Origin of the sequence: Petrocella atlantisensis, from assembly GCF_900538275.1 — a bacterium.
GTDB classification, from domain to species: domain Bacteria; phylum Bacillota; class Clostridia; order Lachnospirales; family Vallitaleaceae; genus Petrocella; species Petrocella atlantisensis.
In genome coordinates this window covers 3,207,394-3,227,766 of sequence record NZ_LR130778.1, presented here as the reverse complement: position 1 = coordinate 3,227,766, position 20,373 = coordinate 3,207,394, and the positions used below count along the sequence as shown (strand labels likewise).

The window sequence follows — 20,373 nt, the reverse complement described above, 5'->3', positions numbered from 1 at the left end:
CACATTAACATAAGTATGACTTTCCTAGAGATTAAAAAGCAGTAAGTATTTTTTCGCTATACCCATCAACGGTTTTGCGAAAACACACTTACTGCTTTTGACAGCTCAATCTACTAGAAAACAGTCTTATAAAAATTGTCTATCAACTCTACCAACACCGACCATGAAGTTCCTGGACCCCCTAAATAAATCTATCCATCTCAATATCCTTAAATGTCTCAACCAATTCCTTATACGTATTCATCACAATAGGGCCTTTCCATGCTATCGGCTCATCAACCGGATAAGCTTCCGCGAAAATAAACCTCAAAGACTCTGATGATGTACTTCGAATATCCAATAAACCACTTTCAAGATTATAGGCCATGAGAGGGTTTATATAATCCTCTTCATTAATAACACCATAACCTTGATAAATGAAAATAAAACCGTTTTTCATTGGATTGCGCATAATCTGAATATGATTATCCTGCCATAATTCCACATCCATAAGCAATACATCAAGGTCGCTTTTTTCAACCGGTCCTGTTTCATCTTCATAAGATCCGGATATAAGCCTAACATGCTTACCGTCTTTGTTTATATGCTTCAAATCACCCATCTTAAAGGCTTGATAAGCCGGATCTTGTCCTTTTCTAATCGCCGGCATATTAATCCATAGCTTAAAACCTTCAATTGAAGGATCCACAGTCTTAGGTATCATCTGGTGATAGATCCCTTTGCCTGCCGTAATCCATTCCACATCAAAAGGATTAAGTTCTCCATCGTGACCAAGGCTGTCTTTATGTGTTGCACTCCCCTTTGTTAAGTATGTAACAGTTTCTATACCCTTATGGGGATGCCATGGATAACCCTTTTTCACTTCATCTGAATTACCTTCAACATAGTCTAAAAGTAAAAATGGATCAAATTCAGCGGCTTCTTCATGACCAAAAATCCGATTCAGATAGAACCCCATTTCGTCCTTTGTTCTCTTTGCCAAGAAGGAACTTTTAATCTTCGACATGGTCTCACCCTTTCGAATTGACTGCTAACTTATTAATGGCATAAGATCATAACTAAGTTTCTAAGGTCATATAATCTATTCCGTTGATACTTTCGTAATTAAATTATAGACTTATGGATTTTAACTGTCAAGATAACCACCAGGCAATCTATTTTTTTGTTATGTAGTGATCAGCAGCAAGAAGTTCTGCTATTAATACCGCACCACCTGCTGCGCCTCTAACAGTATTATGGGATAAGGCTACAAATTTGTAATCATATATATGGTCTTCACGTAAACGTCCTACACAGATGCCCATGCCATTTTCATAATCGCGATCCAAGCGTGTCTGAGGACGATTATCCTCTATCATGTACTTAATAAATTGCTTAGGAGCACTGGGTAGTTTTAAGGTTTGTGGTCTTCCTTCATAACTATTGAGCTTTTGTATCATCTCATCTATTGTAGGCTTTTTATCAAATCTTACGGATACAGCTGCCATATGTCCATCTAAAGCAGCTACACGGATACATTGTGCTGATATAAGCGGCAAAGCAGCCTTCACTATAATACCATCCTTAACCTGTCCCCATATCTTAAGCGGTTCTTGTTCACTTTTTTCTTCTTCACCGCCTATATATGGAATAACATTATCTACCATCTCAGGCCATGATTCAAAGGTCTTTCCTGCCCCTGATATCGCTTGATATGTACAGATGACCGCTTCTTTTGGACCATATTCCTTAAGTGCTTGAAAAACCGGCACATAGCTCTGTATTGAACAGTTGGGTTTAACCGCAATAAAACCTCTTGATACACCTAATCTCTTTCTTTGTGCTGCTATAACTTCTAGATGCTCAGGATTGATTTCAGGTATAACCATCGGTACATCCGGTGTTGTCCTATGAGCAGAATTGTTAGAAACTACCGGTACTTCTGCCTTTGCATAGGCTTCTTCAAGATCTTTGATCGCTTGCTTATCCATATCAACCGCACAGAAAATAAAATCAACCATAGCGGCAATTTTATCCACATTGCTTGCATCTTCAACCATCATTTCACCAATAAACTCCGGAATAGGGCTACTCATTGCCCACCTGTCACCCATAATATCTTTATATTTTTTCCCGGCTGACCTAGGGCTTGCTGCTAGAACTACAATATTAAACCAAGGATGGTCTTCAAGTAATGTTATAAATCTCTGACCGACCATGCCTGTCGCACCGACGATACCTACATTAAAATTATTCATTTTTAGCACCTCATTTTTTAGTGTGTGTTTCTATGAAACACATTTGTCTTTACTAGGCGTATTTTAGCATAGTTTTGCTCTAAAATCAAGCCTATTCTATTTAAATTATTAAATTGCAGTTACGGGTTAATGCATCATTACTAATTTTCACTTTGATATTCCGGTAAAAAAAGGAAAAGTATAAGACCCAGAATAAATAAAGGTATAATGGCCAGAATACTGTATCTGGTCACACCTGTAATGGTAGCTACAAGTGCCATCAATGTCGGTCCGATAATAGCCGCAAATTTGCCAAATATGTTATAGAAGCCAAAAAACTCATTGGAATTATTCTTAGGTATGATTTTTGCAAAATAGGAACGGCTAAGTGCCTGTATACCACCTTGTGCGGAACCAATAAGACCTCCTAGTACAAACACGTGCCATAACTGAGTCATCGTGAAAGCAAAGATGGTCGTTATGATATAGGTTATGATTGCAACAACAATCATTTTCTTGGTTGAGTATCTTTTAGCCAAAACACCATATATTAAAGCACATGGAAACGCAATCAGCTGAATTACCAACAATATACCAAGGAGCATAAATACATCTGTAGGGTCCAGTCCAAGTGAATCTGTAGCATAAGGTACAGCCATCTTGATAATGGTATCCACACCGTCAATATAAAGAAAATAAGCAATCAGAAACATAAATACCGTTTTATGCCTTCTAATATTCATAAAGGTGCGTCCCAATCGTATAAAACTGTTTTTAATTGGTTGGGGTTCTCTTTCTACGTAATGGACTTGACGAACATGCCTTAGCATTGGAATTGTAAACAAACCCCACCACAAAGCGGTAATAACAAAGCCAAGTTGGTAACCTAGCATCTGATCTAAACCAATTAAAAACACAACCACAAGCGATATGGTAAATGGGACGACAGAAGCAATATATCCAAAAGCAAAGCCTTTTGTGGATACAGAGTCCATATTGGCATCTATGGATACATCCACCAAAAAAGCGTCATAGAAAATGTTGGCACCAGAAAAACCAACTGCAGTCACGATATAGACACCAATCAAAAGTTGCCACTGACCATTGGGTACCACAGCAATAGCGCCGGTGAATATTATACCCAATAGGGCAAAAAAAGCAAAAAAACGTTTTTTTACATCTTTATAGTCTGCAATGGTGCCCAGTATAGGGCTTATAAGGGCGACTAAAATACTGGCTATGGAATTGAAGTAACCGATATCCATACCACTTCCGCCTCTAAACATACCAAAGTAAACCGGAAAAAGTGCTGTTGTTATCGCCATTGAATAAGCTGAGTTACCACAATCATATAAAATCCAACTCTTTTCTTTTTGTGAAAGCTTTATAGGATTTGACATGCCATACCTCCCTCGTTTTTTTCATTATACCACTTTCCGATCCGTCAAAATAGTAAAAAAAAATACAAGCTATGAAAGGTCTTTGACGTATTCTGCCATGCTTCAAGGCGGAATACTAAAGTATGACTTTCAAGTGGCCAACTTTGCCGAACACGCTCCTAAAGAATTAAAAAAACACCAGTAATCTGGTGTTTTCTACTTACTTCATACTACATCTACACATTAGCGTATTTTTTATACAAACTTCTCAACATATGAAATCAACAATGCGAAGACAATAAATCCTACTGCCAAAGCAACGGTTGCTTTCTGTAATTTACCATCCATTGTACGCGCTTTATTTTTTCCCCAGTATGATTCTCCAGCGCCACCAATTGCACCTGATAGTCCTGCAGTCTTACCTTTTTGAAACAATACAACGGTAATCAATGCGATACATAAGACAAAATATAATACTTTAACCAATACTAATAATGCTGCCATAATTACACCTCCTAGTCAACATTAACATATTATCATAAACCCCAAATTGTTGCAATGTTTTTTTCAAAAAGGGTTACCGATCATCGAATCGGTAACCCCATATAAAATTAACTTTATTATCTTATTTGATTCAATTAAAATGCATCATGTCCAGGATAATAAGCTACATCTCCAAGCTCTTCTTCAATACGTAACAACTGATTGTACTTCGCTACACGGTCAGATCGACATGGTGCGCCTGTTTTAATCTGTCCTGCATTCATAGCTACAACTAAGTCGGCTATAATCGTATCTTCTGTCTCACCTGATCGATGGGAAACAACAGCTGTAAAGCCTGCCTTATTAGCCATTGCCATAGCATCAAGCGTTTCAGTAAGTGTACCAATCTGATTCACTTTAATGAGTATAGAATTACTTACACCCATCTGAATGCCTTTTGATAATCTGGTGGTATTGGTAACAAACAGATCATCGCCTACTAGTTGAACTTTATGTCCGATAGCGTCTGTCAGTTTTTTCCAACCTTCCCAATCATCTTCATCTAGACCATCTTCAATGGATAGAATTGGGTATTTATCGACAAGCTCTGAGAACAAGGCTACCAGTTCATCTGAAGTACGAACAACTTCATAACCTTTTACTTTACTCTCGCCTGGGAAATGATAGTTACCTGTTTTTGCATCATAAAGTTCACTTGATGCTGTATCCATAGCAATACCTACATCTACTCCAGGCTTGTAACCAGCTTTTTCAATGGCTTCAATAATAATCTCAATACCTTCTTCAACAGAGGATAAGTTCGGTGCAAAACCACCTTCATCACCAACACCAGTTGTTAGGCCTTTTGAGTTCAAGACTTTCTTAAGGTTATGGTAGATTTCAGAACAAATTCTAAGACCTTCTTTGAAAGACTCTGCGCCAACCGGCATAATCATAAACTCTTGAAAATCTATGGTGTTATCAGCATGCTCACCACCATTAATAATATTCATCATAGGTACTGGTAAAGTATGTGCGTTAAAACCACCAATGTATTGATATAGAGGTAATCCTAGCGCTTCAGCTGCCGCTCTAGCCGCTGCCATAGAAACACCTAGAATTGCATTGGCACCCAACTTTGATTTATTGTCCGTTCCGTCAAGAGCAATCATCGTTTCATCCAACAAACGTTGATCGATAACATTCATACCAATCAGTTCATCTGCAATAATATCATTAACATTATCAACCGCGTCTTGAACCCCTTTACCCATATAGCGATCGCCGCCATCTCTTAGTTCTACTGCTTCAAATGCCCCCGTTGATGCACCTGACGGCACTATAGCACGTCCCACATATTGATCATCCACAACAACTTCGACCTCGATGGTAGGATTCCCTCTTGAATCCAAAACCTCTCTTGCAAATATATCAGTAATTTCATAATACAGTTTCATAATATGACTCCTTTCATATACATTATTATTTAGGACCATACCCAATCGAGTTGTCCAGCTTCCTACTCCATTATACTATAATCGTACAAGATTTAAAACTATTTTTTGAGAATCATTTTCATCAACTATAGTCTTTTCTATCTAGACGCATTATTACAATCTATCTACATGCAAAAAACAGTAAGCATTCTTCTCCAGTCTTTCCCTTCAGACAATCTGAGAATAAATACTTACTGCTATTAATATATATCTCTTATAACTCAATACTCGGTATATCCACCTTAACCTCAACGTCTTGCTCATAGTCCACTTCATCAAAACCAAAGCCAAAAAGCTTGAAAAACTCATCTTGATAAGACTGAATATCCAGCACTTGCTGCAAAGTATCTGTAGTTACTTGATCAAATAATGCTATTGCATCGTGTTGTACATCTGCTTCCATTTCATAATCATCTGTACGAATACGACCCTCTTCGTCTGTCTTAACCTCATCGGCATACAAAAAGTCCTTAAACAATCTATAAATCTGTTCAATACACCCTTCATGGGTACCTTTTGCCTTCATAACCTTGTACAGTGCACCAATATAGAGCGGAACAATAGGAATAGCTGCACTGGCTTGTGTCACCAACGCTTTTGCAACGGTCACATAGGCAACACCTTCTAAGTCTTTTAGCAAGGCTGTAAGGTCCTTAGCGGTGTGTTCAAGATGCTCCTTCGCTTTACCTATGGTTCCTTCACGGTACATAGCTAAAGTGATATCCGGACCAATATAAGAATAGGCAATGGTTCTTACACCTTCCGCCAACACATCTGCTTCCAAAAGTTTTTTAATCCATAATTCCCAGTCTTCGCCACCCATAACTTTGATGGTGTTTTCAATCTCTTCTGTCGTTGCAGGTTCAATTGTGGCTTCTGTTATTTGACCTTGCATAACATCAATGGATTTGTTTGTATATGATTGTCCAATCGGTTTAAGTACAGATCCATATTTCTCACCTGTGTCAGGATCTATTCTTCTAGGAGCAGCGAGTGAGTAGACCACGAGATCTATTTTACCCATTTCCTTTTTGATTTTTTCTATTGCTTGTTCTTTAATCTCATGTGAAAAGGCATCGCCGTTTATACTTGAAGCATACAAACCTGCATCAGTTGCAGCCACTTCAAAAGCTGCTGTATTATACCAACCAGCCGTTGCTGTTTTTTTTCCGTTGGATTCTCTTTCATAAAAGACACCAAGGGTATTGGCGCTACACCCAGCCATGGATACGATTCTCGTCGCCAAACCATAACCGGTTGATGCACCGATAATCAGTACATTCTTTGGGCCTTCTAAAGTGCCTTGATTTTTAACATAAGCTATTTGATGATTGACACTTGCTGCACATCCTTCTGGGTGGGCAGTTGTACATATGAATCCTCTGACTTTCGGTTCAACTATCATATTTTATCTCCTATCAAAATTACTTTGATTTTCAAAGTAATTTTACTTGAATAACTGTTTTTTGTCAACCCCAGTACATATAAAACTTTAAGAAAGTACACTATATTCCTTTGACTCTTATTCATCAGAACAAAGAGGCTACGCATCGCTTTGCTTGCAAATTGTTCCGGCAGGAAAGACTTCCCTGTTAGTTAATGCGATGCTTCAACGCATTAACCTAGCATAGACTTTCCTGGAGAACATAGGAAAAGATGGTAGGTCAATTGACAACTACCATCTTAATCTACTGAATCTATATCAATAATAATAAGCTTTTTTCTATGGTTTTACTAATAAAGATCTACCGGTCATTTCTTCTGGTACTTCAATACCCATTAAATCTAATAAAGTCGGTGCGATATCTGCCAATTTTCCTTCTCTTAGGGTTACACCTGGATCTCCGTTAACCAGTATAAATGGTACAGGATTAATTGTATGTGCAGTAAATGGCTGATGGGTTGTATAATCAATCAATTGTTCTGAGTTTCCATGATCCGCACATATAAACATAACACCATTTACTTCTTTTAGGGCTTCATAAGCAGCGCCAACACATTGATCGACAGTCTCTATGGCTTTAACTGCCGCTGACACGATACCTGAATGGCCGACCATATCCGGGTTTGCAAAATTAACAATAATTAGATCGTGCATACCACCCTTAATTGCTTTTACTAACTCATCACTGACTTGATATGCACTCATTTCAGGTTGTAAATCATAAGTTGCAACTTTTGGTGAAGGTACTAGAATTCTATCTTCACCAGGATTAGGAATCTCGACCCCTCCATTAAAGAAGAAGGTGACATGAGCGTATTTCTCTGTTTCTGCTAACCTCAATTGTGTTTTACCAAGACCGGAAATATATTCACCGAGTGTATTGGTTAGAGAAGTTTTACCATAAGCTACTTCCTTGTTATTGATTGTAATATCATAGTTAGTGAAACAAGTATATACGAGTTCCATTAAACCCTGTTTTCTCTCAAAGCCATTAAAGGTTTCATCACAAAAAGCTCTGGTTAGTTCACGTGCACGGTCCGGTCTAAAATTAAAGAATATAACTGAATCACCGTTCTTGACTGTGGTCATAGGTTTCCCATTTTCTAAAACAACAGTTGGTAAAACAAATTCATCATTATTGCCCTGCTCATAAGAATTCTTAACCGCTTCTATACCTGAATTCGCTGTTTGACCAATGCCTTCAACAAGGGCATCATATGCCAACTGTACACGGTCCCATCGATTGTCTCTATCCATAGCATAATAGCGTCCATGGACTGAAGCAATCTTACCTATTTGCAAAGTATCCATTTTGTTCTGTAATTCGGTAACATACTCAATACCGGAAGCCGGTGGCGTATCTCTTCCGTCTAAAAAGCAATGGACATAAACATTTTGTAGTCCTTCCTTTTTAGCGAGCTCTAATAAAGCATACAAATGCTCATTATGGCTATGTACACCGCCGTCGGATAATAATCCCCATAAATGAAGATCGCTCTTATTGGCTTTACAATTGTCTATTGCCTTAAGTAATGCCGGATTCTCAAAGAAATCCCCATCCTTGATAGATTTGGTAATTCTTGTAAGTTCCTGATACACAACTCTACCTGCACCAATGTTTAGATGACCCACTTCTGAGTTACCCATTTGACCATCTGGCAAGCCTACATCTAAGCCACTGGCTTTTCCTTTTACTGAAGGGTAGGTTGATGTAATCTTATCCATAACCGGCTTATTTGCCAAATAAACGGCATTACCCTCTTTTTTATCATTTAGCCCATAACCGTCTAAGATCATTAATACTGTTGGTTTTTTTATCATCATCATTGCTCCTTTTCTATGTATATTAATATTTAAGCACTTGCATAACAGGTTATACAAAAGCTTAAATATTAAGTATTAAGTATTGATTCTAATTATCATTATACCATAACCCATGAAAAGTTTGAATAGGATATTATAAAGGGTTGCGGGATGCAACCCTTTATATACCTTATCGTATGCTCTTACTTAAAGTTAACGATATCACCAAATCCGGTTGTTAGGCTGGCACCACCAACCAAACCACCATCAATATTTGGTTTTGAGAATAACTCAGCAGCATTTCCAGCATTAACTGAACCACCATATTGAATTCTCATAGCTTCAGCAACTTCTGTTCCATAAAGCTCAACAAGTAATTCTCTAATAGCCGCACAAACTTCTTCTGCTTGATCACTTGTAGCAGTAACACCTGTGCCTATCGCCCAAATCGGTTCATAAGCAATAACAACTTTTTTAGCATCTTCAGGTGTTACACCAAGCAAGCCAACCTTGATCTGTTGTCTCACAAGATCAACTGTTACACCTTGTTCTCTTTGCTCAAGATATTCTCCGCAGCATAAAATCGGCACGATATCAGACTCTAGAGCTTTTAAGACTTTTTTGTTTACTGTTTCATTGGTTTCAGCAAAATATTCACGTCTTTCTGAGTGACCGATGACAACATATTTAACACCGATTTCAGTTAACATATTCGCTGCTATTTCACCGGTATAAGCACCTTTGTCTTCAAAGTGCATATTTTGAGCACCGATAGCAATGTTTGTGCCTTTAGTCGCTTCAACTGCAGCTACTAAATCCACTGCAGGAACACAGAAAACAACATCTGTATCCTCGGATTTTACGAGTGGTATTAATTCCTCAATCAAAGCCACTGCTTCTTTTGGGGTTTTATTCATTTTCCAATTTCCCGCTGTAATCATTCTACGCATTTCATTACCTCCATATAATCATAAAAAAATCTATTTGTTGTCAGCTGCTGCAAGACCAGGTAATTCCTTACCTTCTAAAAATTCTAAGGAAGCACCACCGCCTGTTGAGATATGAGACATTCTTTCACCAAATCCAAGTTGGTTAACCGCTGCTGCAGAGTCACCACCACCGATAATAGAAATACAATCTGCATCTGCAAGAGCTTGAGCAATCGCCTTTGTACCATTTGCAAAATTATCGAATTCAAACACACCCATTGGACCATTCCATATAACGGTTTTAGCGCCTTTGATTGCATCTGCATATAAAGCTTGTGTTTCAGGACCGATATCAAGACCCATCCACTCACCTTCAATACCACCACGGTGAACGGTCTTAAATTCTGTATCATTCTTAAACTCTTTAGCTACAACATGATCAATCGGTAGTAAGAAACGTACATTCTTTTCCATAGCCTTATCGATCATTTTAAGGGCATAATTTAATTTGTCACCTTCAAGCAATGAACTTCCAACGTCATTTCCAAGTGCTTTCAAGAACGTATAAGCCATACCGCCGCCAATAATAATTGTATTAACTTTATCAAGCAGGTTGTTGATGACATCAATCTTATCAGAAACTTTTGCACCACCTAAAATAGCAACGAAAGGTCTTTCAGGGTTTTCTATGGCGTTTCCAAGGTAGTCGATTTCCTTTTGCATCAAGTAGCCAACAACACTGGTTTCCATATACTCAGTAACACCAACATTAGAACAATGGGCTCTATGAGCTGTACCAAACGCATCGTTTACAAAGATTTGTGCTAGTGAAGCAAGGTCTTTTGAGAAAGCTTCTCCATTTTTAGATTCTTCAGCTCTGAATCTTGTGTTTTCAAGAAGCACAACATCGCCGTCTTGCATCGCTTCAACTGCCGCTTTTGCTTTTGGACCTACGACTTCATCGTCCGCTGCAAAAACAACTTCTTTACCTAACATTTCAGAAAGCTTAGTTGCAACAGGTGCTAATGAATATTTTGCATCCGGGCCTTTTGGTTTGCCTAAGTGAGAGCATAAAATCACCTTTGCACCTTCACTGATTAACTTATTTATAGTAGGCAATGCCCCTTCAAGTCTGTTAATATCTGTTATTGCGCCATCAATGATCGGAACATTAAAGTCACATCTTACTAACACTTGTTTCCCTGCTACCTGAATATCTTCTACTGTCTTTTTACTAAACATAATTATTGCTCCCTTCTAATCTTCATATAATATTGGTTATGATTTGGAATTCAATTGTTTGTTCAATATTAGAAAATTAGTTGTTTTCTAATATTGAACAAAATGGGCCCGGCCGCATAGTCAAGCTACAAGACCGGACCCATCTATGGATCATATTAAATTCTATTATACTTATTGAGGATTACTTGCTTAATTCATCTAAGTATTTGATAACTCTAACCATTTGGCTAGTATAGGAATTCTCATTGTCATACCATGAAACTGTCTTAACAAGAGATTGACCATTACCAAGTGGTGTTACTTTAGTTTGAGTTGCATCAAATAATGAACCAAAAGTAATTCCGATTACATCAGTTGAAACAATAGGCTCTTCGTTGTAACCGAAAGAAGCATTAGCTGCTGCTTTCATAGCTGCATTCACTTGATCTACTGTTACTTCACCATTCACAACAGATACTAATTCTGTTAATGAACCTGTGATTACTGGAACACGTTGTGCTGCGCCATCAAGAACACCATTAAGCTCAGGAATTACAAGACCGATTGCTTTAGCTGCACCTGTTGTGTTAGGTACGATGTTTGCCGCTGCTGCTCTAGCTCTTCTTAAGTCACCTTTTGCATGAGGTGCATCTAATGTGTTTTGGTCATTGGTATAAGCATGAATTGTAGTCATGAAACCTTTTTCAATTTTAGCTAATTTGTTTAGTGTATCTGCCATTGGTGCTAAACAGTTTGTAGTACAAGAAGCAGCTGAAACAACTGTTTCTGAACCATCTAGAACGTTCTCATTAACACCAAAAACAACGCTTTTCAAATCACCTGTAGCAGGTGCTGATATAACAACTTTTTTTGCACCAGCTGTAATATGCGCTGAAGCTTTGTCTTTATCTGCAAAAAATCCTGTACATTCAAGTACAACGTCAACATCCAATTCACCCCAAGGAAGTTCTTTAGGATCTCTTTGAGCATAGATCTTGATTTCTTTTCCTTCTACGATAATTGAATCTTCTGTAGCTGTAACTTCTTTACCAAATCTACCTTGTGCTGAGTCATACTTCAACAAGTGAGCCAATGTTTTAGCATCTGTTAAGTCGTTGATACCTACGATTTCATAACCTTCTGCATCGAACATTTGTCTAAATGCAAGACGACCGATACGTCCAAAACCATTAATTGCGATTTTTGTCATTTTTGTTTCCTCCTAGAATATATTATTGTTTTTATCTATGACTTAGAGCCCTAAAGGACCATAAATCTAAAGCTGTAAAACAGCTTATTGACTATTTATGCTTCGACAGTGCTATAACACCGTTTGCCGCACCCTCGTCCATTATAACACATCCACGACTTAATAGCTTCTTAACTGATAAAATTGCATCAGATTTACTATGACCTCCAGCCACCGCTATTGGATATTTTAATTCAGTCATTTGATCCATTGTTATACCAATTGATCTAGATGCATAAATCACTTCACCTTGTTGGTTAAAATAATACCCTAAAGCTTCAGCAGTCGCATGATGGTCCGAAAGATGTTTGACTATATCCTGTCCAAGATTCCTACGTTCCGACATTTTATTTGCATTCCCAATACCATAAATAAGTATATTGGATTTGATAAGCTTATTCAGTGTTTCTTGAATCTCCGGTTCTTCTCTTACACTTTCAAGAGATTTTTGACTCAGATTATCCGGAATATTTAACAACGTATAGTTTGAGTGGATTTTTTCAGCGAGCATCGCCACTAGAGTATTGGCTTGAAATGACACATTATTCCCAAGACTACCCCTTGCCGGTACAACATATACATTCTTCGCCTTTATAGGGCTTGATGGTATGGCTTCAATCATTCGATGAACAGTTGATCCGCCAGTAAGTGCAATAATATCATTGTTAGATATATTTCTAAGAAGCACTTTAGCCGCTGCATGACCAATGTTATAAATTGCCTCATCATCCAAATCCGCATCACCGGAGACAATGACGACTTCCTCACATTCAAGAATGTCTTTGATTTGTTCTTCAATTGTACTTAGACCTTCAATCTGCTCCATAAAATCTTTCAATTCATTGAGCAATTGTATACCCATAGGTTCAAGCATCATCCCTGAACCGGATGAAGAAATAAAGCCTTCATCACGCATAAACTCAGTATCTGTACGAATCAACTTTTCACTTAAGTGTATCCGATCCGACAGAGAACGCCTACCAATTGGTTGAAAAAGATGAATGCCTCTAAGGACTTTGTATCTACGTCTTAATACGGTCAACTCTTTTGGAATTATTTTCTGTAAAGCGGCTGTATATGCTTCCATAATCAACTCCCGGACCCATTTGGTCCCTGTTGTCATTTTTCGTCCCAAGTTGTTTGTAAAAAAATGCTTCAACAAATAAGCACATTCTTATTATAACATTCTACAAATAAATTACAAGGTTTTCAGTTGAAATTTTGTACTTTTCACAAATAAAGCCTTAGTCAATATCGACTATGAAGTTCCTGAAACTATATGTGTTTTTATGAGACATATTTACTAGGTTTTACATTTCTTCCAAATAAAAAACAAAAAGTATCTATTTCATCTGTCTTTCCCTAAGGATAAACCGTTGAAAATAAATACTTTATGTTTTGAAAATAATTTATTTGAATATCCTACTACCAGCATCGACCGGTTTCTTTTTTCTTGCACTTAGACGGACCTTCCGGGCAGTGATAACATACTTCGTTCACTAATAACTTACCTTCTTGATATGCTTTTATGTTTTCTAAAGTTGTTTCCGCAATATTGCTTAATGCTTCTCTTGTCAAAAATGCTTGATGAGACGTCACAAGTACATTGCTAAATGATAAAAGCCGTGCAAGAATATCATCATCAATACTTTCAGATGAAAAGTCTTCAAAAAAGTATTCACTTTCTTCTTCATAGACGTCTAATCCTGCTGATCCGATTCTTTTTGATTTTAAACCATCAATAAGATGTTCTGTCTGAACAAGTGCGCCTCGAGATGTATTAATAAGCATTACGCCTTCTTTCATCTGTTGTATTGCATGGTCATCAATCATATAATGTGTTTCTTTAGTCAAAGGGCAATGCAATGAAATAATATCCGATGCTTGATAAAGACTTGCAAGTTCGACAAACTCAACACCTTCAATCTCTGATGGATACATATCATAGGCAATTACCTTCATACCCAGTCCCTTACAAATATCTATAAATATGCGTCCTATCTTTCCTGTTCCAATAACACCAACGGTTTTACCATGAAAATCAAACCCGGTTAAGCCGTTTATGTTAAAGTTATTATCTCGTGTTCGAACATATGCTCTATGGGTTTTTCTGTTCAAAGAGAACATCAGTGCAATTGCATGTTCTGCTACTGCATAAGGTGAATATGCCGGAACTCTTACAACATGTAGTCTATTGTATGCTGCTTTAAAATCGACATGGTTATAACCTGCGCATCGCAGCGCTAATAATTTTATACCCATATCCACTAATGCATTAACAACCGATTCATTTAATGTGTCATTTACAAATGCACACGCAACATCTGAATGCGCTGCCAAAGCCACTGTATCTTCATTTAATTTTGATTCAAAGTATTTAATCTTCATGTCATATTGATCAATATATTGATCAAAGGATTGACGGTCGTAAGGCTTTGTATCGAAAAAAGCTATTTTCATTTGCTCACTTCCTATTCCAATTAGGTGAATTTGTTATAAGTATTATCATAAGACCTAGAACCCTATATAATCTCATCCTTAACATAATAAGCCAAATTCAATGCATGGTCTGTAATTCTTTCAAGATTACTGATGGAGTCCAAAAAGACAACGCCTGTTGAAGAATCACATAGATTTTTACCCAGTCTCTTTATGTGCTGTCCTCTTAAATGCTCTTCCATAACATCCATTTCTTCTTCATTTGATTCAACTTTTTTGACTAAATCGGCATTATCATCTCTTCTAGCCTCAACTGCTAGTCGTATGGTATCCAGCGCCAGCTTGGAAATAACCTTGAATTCTTCCTCTGCTTCCTCTGAAAATTTGAGTTCATTATCAACATAGTACTTGGCTAGCTCTGCAATGTTTTCAGCATGGTCACCAACACGTTCGATGTCATTGACCGAATGGAAAAGATTGGTTATAACAAGATTTTGATGTTCATTCAAAACAGAGTTGCTGATTTTTATTAAATAGTCTGTTATTAGCTTTTCAAGTTTATTAATTTTCTTTTCATTACTGATGACCTCAGCTATTTTCTTGTTATCCTTCTCAATTAAAGCTTCAACAGCTAACCGTGTATTCTCAACGGCCAATTCTCCCATACGAGCTACTTCTTTTATTGCATTTTCCACTGCAAAAGTAGGTGTTTCCAAGATTCTATCATCCAAGTGTCTTAGGGTAAGTTCCTCTTCACCCTCAACTTGTCGATCTACCCCCGGTACAATCTTTTCAGCGAGTGCTGCAAGCTGATTTGCAAAAGGTAGCAATAAAGCCGTATTAGTTACATTAAAGAATGTATGGAATATGGAAATCTGTGTCATTGTTATAATCGCATGGCCATGATTCATATCAAAAAACTCAAAGTATACGAAGGTACCTACCGTAAACAACACCGTTCCAAAAACATTAAATAATAAATGGACATAAGCTGCTCTTTTGGCTGTTTTACTTGCACCGATGCTCGACAACATGGCTGTGACAGTTGTTCCTATGTTTTGACCGAGCACAATATATAAGGCCGCACTAAAGGGTATGATACCTGTTGCTGCTAAAGTTTGAAGAATACCAACAGATGCAGAACTGCTCTGTATGATAGCTGTTACCACCGCACCAGCAAAAACTGCTAGAATTGGATTTTTACCAAGTACAATAAAGGCGTCTTTAAAAACTTGTGAATCTTTATAGGGTGTTATACCTGACTTCATGAGCTCTAAACCAATAAAAATCAAAGAGAAACCAACAAGAATCTCACCAATCTGTTGCTTTTTTTTATCCTTTGAGAAAAAAAGTATACTTGCACCGATTCCCATGATGAGGGGTGCTATCTTCTCAGGCTTAAAAAATACCATCCATTCCCCACTTGATACAATCCAAGATGTAATCGTTGTACCGATATTGGCACCCATAATAACACCTGTCGCTTGAACCAAGTTCATCAGACCGGCATTTACAAATCCGATTACCATAACTGTACTGGCTGAACTACTTTGCACAATAGCTGTTACAAGCGCACCTACAATAACACCAACAAATCTGTTATTGGTTAATGCACCCAGTAGGTTTTTCATTTTATTTCCGGCTGTTTTTTGCAAACCATCTGCCATAATATGCATACCGTACAAGAACATACCAAATCCGCCAAATAGTGCAAATACATTAAAAAGTGCATTTTGAAATCCAACCCAGTCCATCGTAATATCCTCCTAAATCAAAACCATTAATATGTCAATACCATAAATGTCATATTTTTGTAAAACAAATATTATGTTCTCGTAAATAACCAAGACTATATTACCATGTATACTAGGCATAAAACAAGTGATTTATGAATTCCCTTCATTTTTGTTTATATACCACGAATTCTATGTTAGAATTATTTTAATCTTTGGTTAAGACGTCAACGCAATAGTGTATATGAATTTAGTGAAACTTTTTTGACCCTTTAACCCTATTGGATCATCTTAAAGGAGAAATAATATGATACGTTCGGATCTACACAACCACACTTATTTTTCATTCGACAGTCAAGCATCCATGTCTGATATGATAAAATCTGCAAAAGAAAAGGGTCTAAATACTTTAGCCTTTACGGACCACCATGATATTGATTTTATCTACGAAGGCATTACCGGCGAGTTAGATGTGTACACATATATCCAAGCCATTGAAGATGTCAGAGCTACTTTAAGCGATGACTTCCTATTATTAACAGGCATTGAGTTTGGAATAGAAAAGCATTTACATGAACCTTTACGTCAGTTAGCCCGGAGTCATGATTTTGATTTCATCATTAGTTCCACACATTTAGCAAAAGGTAAAGATCCTTATGAGCCGACTTATTTTGATGGCTTAACTCGAAACGAGGGCTATTTCAGCATCTTCGAAGATACCCTCTTTAATGTTCAACATTTTGACGACTTTGATGCTTTAGGACATCTTGATTATGTCATAAGATATTGGCGCAGAGATGTTAATAAAAAATATACATATGCCGATTTTTCTGATGTTTTTGATGCAATCTTGACCACTTTGATACGTAAAGATAAAGCCCTCGAAGTCAATACAAGTGGCTATGTTTACAAATTAGATCAACCCCATCCAAGTTATGAAGTTCTAAAAAGATACCATCAACTTGGTGGAGAATTACTGACTATTGGATCAGATGCCCATCGTCCCGAGAATGTAGCCACCTCTTTTGATGTCGTTGAAAAACACCTAATGGACATCGGATTCAAGTCCTACACCGTATTCCAAAAAAGGGTACCAAAACAAATTGGCTTCAACTAGGTCTTCTGACATTTCTAAATTAAAAAAACACCTTCAAGTGCATTGATTATATAATCAACGATTTGGTGGTGTTTTTTGATTCATTTATGATTCATTATTGATTCATTTTAAACATTTTTATTCATTTAGAGCACGAATGATGGTTCCCCCACCTACAACAAGTTCGCCGTCATATAGAACCACTGCTTGTCCAGGGGTAATCGCCCTTTGAGCATCTTCAAATCTTACTTCCATTAAATCATGATCAACCATCTTTACATGACAACCAGCAGGTTTATGGCTATATCTAATTTTTGCGGTGAAAAACTTTTCGCCTTCCAGTTTCTCAAATGGCATAAAATTCAATTGATTGGCTAGTAGGGAAAAAGCAAAGGTATCCTTATTATCGCCAATAACCACTTCCCTAGTTTCTGGTCTAATTGCCGTTACAAATCCCGGTTTTCCAAGGCTCAAACCAAGCCCCTTCCTTTGACCTATCGTGTAATGAACGATGCCTTTGTGACGCCCTAAAATATTACCTTTTTCATCTACAAAGTTACCTTCTATGGGTTTTTCTCCAGTGTAGGTTTCAAGGAATTTTCCATAGTCACCATCCGGTACAAAACATATGTCTTGACTGTCAGGTTTATTGGCAATTCTTAGATTGATTTTTTCCGCTATAATTCGCACCGTGTCCTTATCATAATCACCAACGGGCATCAAGGTCTTACTAAGCTGATCCTGTGTCAGGTTATATAAGGCATAGGTCTGATCTTTTTTTATGGTTACCGATTGTTTTAAAGCATATCTACCATTTTCCAGCTTAACCACTTTAGCATAATGTCCAGTAGCAATGAAATCAGCGCCAATATTCATACTGCGCGTCAACAAAGACTCCCATTTTACTTTTCGGTTACAAGCAATACAGGGATTTGGTGTCTTGCCTTCTTTATAGGATTCTACAAAATAATCAATAACTTCACGGTTGAATTCTTCCTTGAAGTTCATAACATAATAAGGTATGTCGAGTGACTGAGCTACCCTTCTGGCATCATCTACTGCCGAGAGGCCACAGCAACCACCTTCTTCTTCTTCAAGGTCTCTTTCTTCATTCTGCCATATTTGCATGGTAACACCAATGACATTATAACCTGCTTCTTTTAATAGATAGGCTGCCACAGATGAATCCACACCTCCTGACATCCCCACTACAACTGTTTTAGTATTCATAACTATCCTCTAAAATTCTTCTTCTTCTTCCTCATGCTCTTCAAAAGGCTTAGGTTCTACTAATCCTTCAATAACAATACCGTTTTTCTTTGCATAATCCCATAGTGCTGCTTGAAGTGCTTCTTCTGCAAGCAGTGAACAATGCACTTTTGCTCTTGGAAGACCATCAAGTGCTTCCATTACTGCCTTATTGGTTACTTCCATGGCTTCTTTAACTGTCTTTCCTTTTACCAACTCAGTTGCCATAGAACTGGTAGCAACTGCAGCACCACATCCAAATGTCTTAAACTTAACATCTTTTATGATCTCATCTTCAATATCCAAGTAGATTCTCATAATATCGCCACACTTTGCATTACCAACAGTGCCTACACCGGAAGCGCCTTCAATTTCACCCATATTTCTAGGGTTTTGAAAATGATCCATTACTTTTTTAGTATACATACCATTACACCTCTATCTTTCAATTTTTGCTTGTTTTTTTAAATAGTCTTCGTACAACGGTGACATTTCCCTTAGCCTAGCTACAATGACGATTAAAGACTCAATAAGATAATCCATTTCTTCTTTTGTATTCTGTTCCCCAAGACTAATCCTCAAAGATCCATGGGCTATTTCATGAGGTAGTCCTATGCCCAATAATACATGAGATGGATCTAGAGAACCGGAAGTACAAGCCGAACCGCTTGATGCACAAATATCTTTCATATCTAACATAATCAACAAGGATTCACCTTCGATGAATTCAAAGCTAAAGTTAGCATTGTTAGGAAGTCTATATTCTCTATGTCCGTTAAGTCGACAATGGGGTATTCTTTCTAGTACTTGTTCGATTAAATAATCTCTAAGCTCTGCCTGTCTTTTGCTTTCTGCCTCCATGGATGTGATTGCTAATTCGATTGCTTTTCCAAAACCTACAATAGCCGGTACATTCTCAGTACCTCCACGACGTTTTTTTTCTTGCCCGCCACCATGAATAAAAGATCTTAGTTTTATGCCTTTTCTTACATATAGAGCACCTATGCCCTTAGGACCATATAACTTGTGGCCACTTATACTTAGAAGATCAATATGCATGGCATTCACATCAATAGGTATATGTCCCACAGCTTGTACTGCATCTGTATGGAAAAGAACACCTGCCGCTTTAGCTATAGCACCCAGTTCTTCTATAGGTTGTACTGTGCCAATCTCATTGTTAGCAAGCATAATCGATATCAATATGGTTGTTTCTTTTATAGCCTCTTTTAGATCATTTGGATTAACACGTCCATCTTTGTCTACTTCAAGATATGTCACTTCATAGCCGTTTTTTTCAAGGTACTCACATGTATGAAGGACTGCATGGTGTTCAATGGTTGTTGTGATGATATGATTGCCTTTAGACTTATAGTTTTCTGCTATACCTAAAATCGCCCAGTTGTCTGATTCAGTACCGCCACTTGTGAAGAATATCTCTCTTTCATTAGCACCTATGGCATGAGCCACTAATTCCCTTGCTTCTTCAATCGCTTCCTTATTCTGTCCTGAAAACTCATAAATACTTGAAGGATTACCAAATTTCTCTGTAAAATATGGTAGCATTGCCTCAACGACTACTTTTTTAGTTGGTGTTGTTGCTGCATGATCTAAATAGATTTTCTTATTCATAACCT

17 protein-coding genes are annotated in these 20,373 nt (G+C 37.5%); 1 reads left to right on the top strand and 16 read right to left on the bottom strand.

Annotated features, from left to right (window positions below):
- Positions 1 to 181 precede the first annotated feature (181 nt).
- The 13 genes from PATL70BA_RS14795 to PATL70BA_RS14735 form a co-directional block, all read right to left on the bottom strand.
- Positions 182 to 982: a pirin family protein gene (locus tag PATL70BA_RS14795; RefSeq protein WP_172596273.1), complete on the bottom strand. Its 801-nt coding sequence runs from the start codon at positions 980 to 982 to the stop codon at positions 182 to 184.
- A 172-nt stretch (positions 983 to 1,154) separates the two neighbouring features.
- A complete protein-coding gene (asd, locus tag PATL70BA_RS14790; protein ID WP_125138102.1) occupies positions 1,155 to 2,237 on the bottom strand; it encodes an aspartate-semialdehyde dehydrogenase in 1,083 nt (360 codons plus the stop codon).
- A 140-nt stretch (positions 2,238 to 2,377) separates the two neighbouring features.
- Positions 2,378 to 3,616: an MFS transporter gene (locus PATL70BA_RS14785; RefSeq protein WP_125138101.1), complete on the bottom strand. Its 1,239-nt coding sequence runs from the start codon at positions 3,614 to 3,616 to the stop codon at positions 2,378 to 2,380.
- Between the two features lie 234 nt (positions 3,617 to 3,850).
- Entirely contained in the window at positions 3,851 to 4,099 is a 249-nt protein-coding gene (gene secG / locus PATL70BA_RS14780) for a preprotein translocase subunit SecG (protein WP_125138100.1), read from the bottom strand.
- A 134-nt stretch (positions 4,100 to 4,233) separates the two neighbouring features.
- The gene (gene eno, locus PATL70BA_RS14775; RefSeq protein ID WP_125138099.1) at positions 4,234 to 5,535 is read right to left on the bottom strand and encodes a phosphopyruvate hydratase; all 1,302 of its coding nucleotides are present in this window, start codon (positions 5,533 to 5,535) and stop codon (positions 4,234 to 4,236) included.
- Positions 5,536 to 5,788: 253 nt separating this feature from the next.
- Complete coding sequence (fabV, locus tag PATL70BA_RS14770) at positions 5,789 to 6,979, bottom strand: enoyl-ACP reductase FabV (protein WP_125138098.1); 1,191 nt, start codon at positions 6,977 to 6,979, stop codon at positions 5,789 to 5,791.
- A gap of 318 nt (positions 6,980 to 7,297) precedes the next feature.
- Positions 7,298 to 8,839 carry a 2,3-bisphosphoglycerate-independent phosphoglycerate mutase gene (gene gpmI, locus PATL70BA_RS14765; RefSeq protein ID WP_125138498.1) on the bottom strand — a complete coding sequence of 514 codons (1,542 nt, stop codon included), beginning with the start codon at positions 8,837 to 8,839 and terminating at the stop codon, positions 7,298 to 7,300.
- Positions 8,840 to 9,024: 185 nt separating this feature from the next.
- Positions 9,025 to 9,771, bottom strand: a complete 747-nt coding sequence (gene tpiA, locus PATL70BA_RS14760; protein ID WP_125138097.1) for a triose-phosphate isomerase — start codon at positions 9,769 to 9,771, stop codon at positions 9,025 to 9,027.
- A gap of 30 nt (positions 9,772 to 9,801) precedes the next feature.
- Positions 9,802 to 10,992 carry a phosphoglycerate kinase gene (locus tag PATL70BA_RS14755; RefSeq protein ID WP_125138096.1) on the bottom strand — a complete coding sequence of 397 codons (1,191 nt, stop codon included), beginning with the start codon at positions 10,990 to 10,992 and terminating at the stop codon, positions 9,802 to 9,804.
- A 181-nt stretch (positions 10,993 to 11,173) separates the two neighbouring features.
- Positions 11,174 to 12,181 (bottom strand): type I glyceraldehyde-3-phosphate dehydrogenase, encoded by a 1,008-nt coding sequence (gene gap, locus PATL70BA_RS14750; RefSeq protein WP_125138095.1) that lies wholly within the window; start codon positions 12,179 to 12,181, stop codon positions 11,174 to 11,176.
- A gap of 91 nt (positions 12,182 to 12,272) precedes the next feature.
- On the bottom strand, positions 12,273 to 13,307 hold the full coding sequence (locus tag PATL70BA_RS14745; RefSeq protein ID WP_172596272.1) for a sugar-binding transcriptional regulator: 1,035 nt from the start codon (positions 13,305 to 13,307) through the stop codon (positions 12,273 to 12,275).
- A gap of 338 nt (positions 13,308 to 13,645) precedes the next feature.
- A complete protein-coding gene (locus PATL70BA_RS14740; protein ID WP_125138093.1) occupies positions 13,646 to 14,680 on the bottom strand; it encodes a 2-hydroxyacid dehydrogenase in 1,035 nt (344 codons plus the stop codon).
- A gap of 62 nt (positions 14,681 to 14,742) precedes the next feature.
- Positions 14,743 to 16,413, bottom strand: a complete 1,671-nt coding sequence (locus PATL70BA_RS14735; RefSeq protein WP_125138092.1) for a Na/Pi cotransporter family protein — start codon at positions 16,411 to 16,413, stop codon at positions 14,743 to 14,745.
- Between the two features lie 286 nt (positions 16,414 to 16,699).
- Between PATL70BA_RS14735 and PATL70BA_RS14730 the strand changes: the two genes are divergently transcribed.
- Complete coding sequence (locus PATL70BA_RS14730) at positions 16,700 to 17,509, top strand: histidinol-phosphatase HisJ family protein (RefSeq protein ID WP_125138091.1); 810 nt, start codon at positions 16,700 to 16,702, stop codon at positions 17,507 to 17,509.
- Between the two features lie 117 nt (positions 17,510 to 17,626).
- On the opposite strand, the gene mnmA is transcribed toward PATL70BA_RS14730, so the two are convergent.
- From mnmA to nifS, 3 genes are read right to left on the bottom strand one after another with little or no spacing between them, the layout of a single operon-like run.
- Complete coding sequence (mnmA, locus tag PATL70BA_RS14725; RefSeq protein WP_125138090.1) at positions 17,627 to 18,718, bottom strand: tRNA 2-thiouridine(34) synthase MnmA; 1,092 nt, start codon at positions 18,716 to 18,718, stop codon at positions 17,627 to 17,629.
- Positions 18,719 to 18,727: 9 nt separating this feature from the next.
- Entirely contained in the window at positions 18,728 to 19,162 is a 435-nt protein-coding gene (gene nifU / locus PATL70BA_RS14720; protein WP_125138089.1) for a Fe-S cluster assembly scaffold protein NifU, read from the bottom strand.
- A 12-nt stretch (positions 19,163 to 19,174) separates the two neighbouring features.
- Complete coding sequence (gene nifS, locus PATL70BA_RS14715) at positions 19,175 to 20,368, bottom strand: cysteine desulfurase NifS (protein WP_125138088.1); 1,194 nt, start codon at positions 20,366 to 20,368, stop codon at positions 19,175 to 19,177.
- Between the last annotated feature and the right edge of the window lie 5 nt (positions 20,369 to 20,373).

Coding starts and splice junctions, on each gene's coding strand:
- asd (WP_125138102.1), bottom strand. CDS start 2,237: ATGAATAATTTTAATGTAGGTATCGTCGGTGCGACAGGCATGGTCGGT.
- PATL70BA_RS14785 (WP_125138101.1), bottom strand. CDS start 3,616: ATGTCAAATCCTATAAAGCTTTCACAAAAAGAAAAGAGTTGGATTTTA.
- secG (WP_125138100.1), bottom strand. CDS start 4,099: ATGGCAGCATTATTAGTATTGGTTAAAGTATTATATTTTGTCTTATGT.
- eno (WP_125138099.1), bottom strand. CDS start 5,535: ATGAAACTGTATTATGAAATTACTGATATATTTGCAAGAGAGGTTTTG.
- fabV (WP_125138098.1), bottom strand. CDS start 6,979: ATGATAGTTGAACCGAAAGTCAGAGGATTCATATGTACAACTGCCCAC.
- gpmI (WP_125138498.1), bottom strand. CDS start 8,839: ATGATAAAAAAACCAACAGTATTAATGATCTTAGACGGTTATGGGCTA.
- tpiA (WP_125138097.1), bottom strand. CDS start 9,771: ATGCGTAGAATGATTACAGCGGGAAATTGGAAAATGAATAAAACCCCA.
- PATL70BA_RS14755 (WP_125138096.1), bottom strand. CDS start 10,992: ATGTTTAGTAAAAAGACAGTAGAAGATATTCAGGTAGCAGGGAAACAA.
- gap (WP_125138095.1), bottom strand. CDS start 12,181: ATGACAAAAATCGCAATTAATGGTTTTGGACGTATCGGTCGTCTTGCA.
- PATL70BA_RS14745 (WP_172596272.1), bottom strand. CDS start 13,307: ATGGAAGCATATACAGCCGCTTTACAGAAAATAATTCCAAAAGAGTTG.
- PATL70BA_RS14740 (WP_125138093.1), bottom strand. CDS start 14,680: ATGAAAATAGCTTTTTTCGATACAAAGCCTTACGACCGTCAATCCTTT.
- PATL70BA_RS14735 (WP_125138092.1), bottom strand. CDS start 16,413: ATGGACTGGGTTGGATTTCAAAATGCACTTTTTAATGTATTTGCACTA.
- PATL70BA_RS14730 (WP_125138091.1), top strand. CDS start 16,700: ATGATACGTTCGGATCTACACAACCACACTTATTTTTCATTCGACAGT.
- mnmA (WP_125138090.1), bottom strand. CDS start 18,718: ATGAATACTAAAACAGTTGTAGTGGGGATGTCAGGAGGTGTGGATTCA.
- nifU (WP_125138089.1), bottom strand. CDS start 19,162: ATGTATACTAAAAAAGTAATGGATCATTTTCAAAACCCTAGAAATATG.
- nifS (WP_125138088.1), bottom strand. CDS start 20,368: ATGAATAAGAAAATCTATTTAGATCATGCAGCAACAACACCAACTAAA.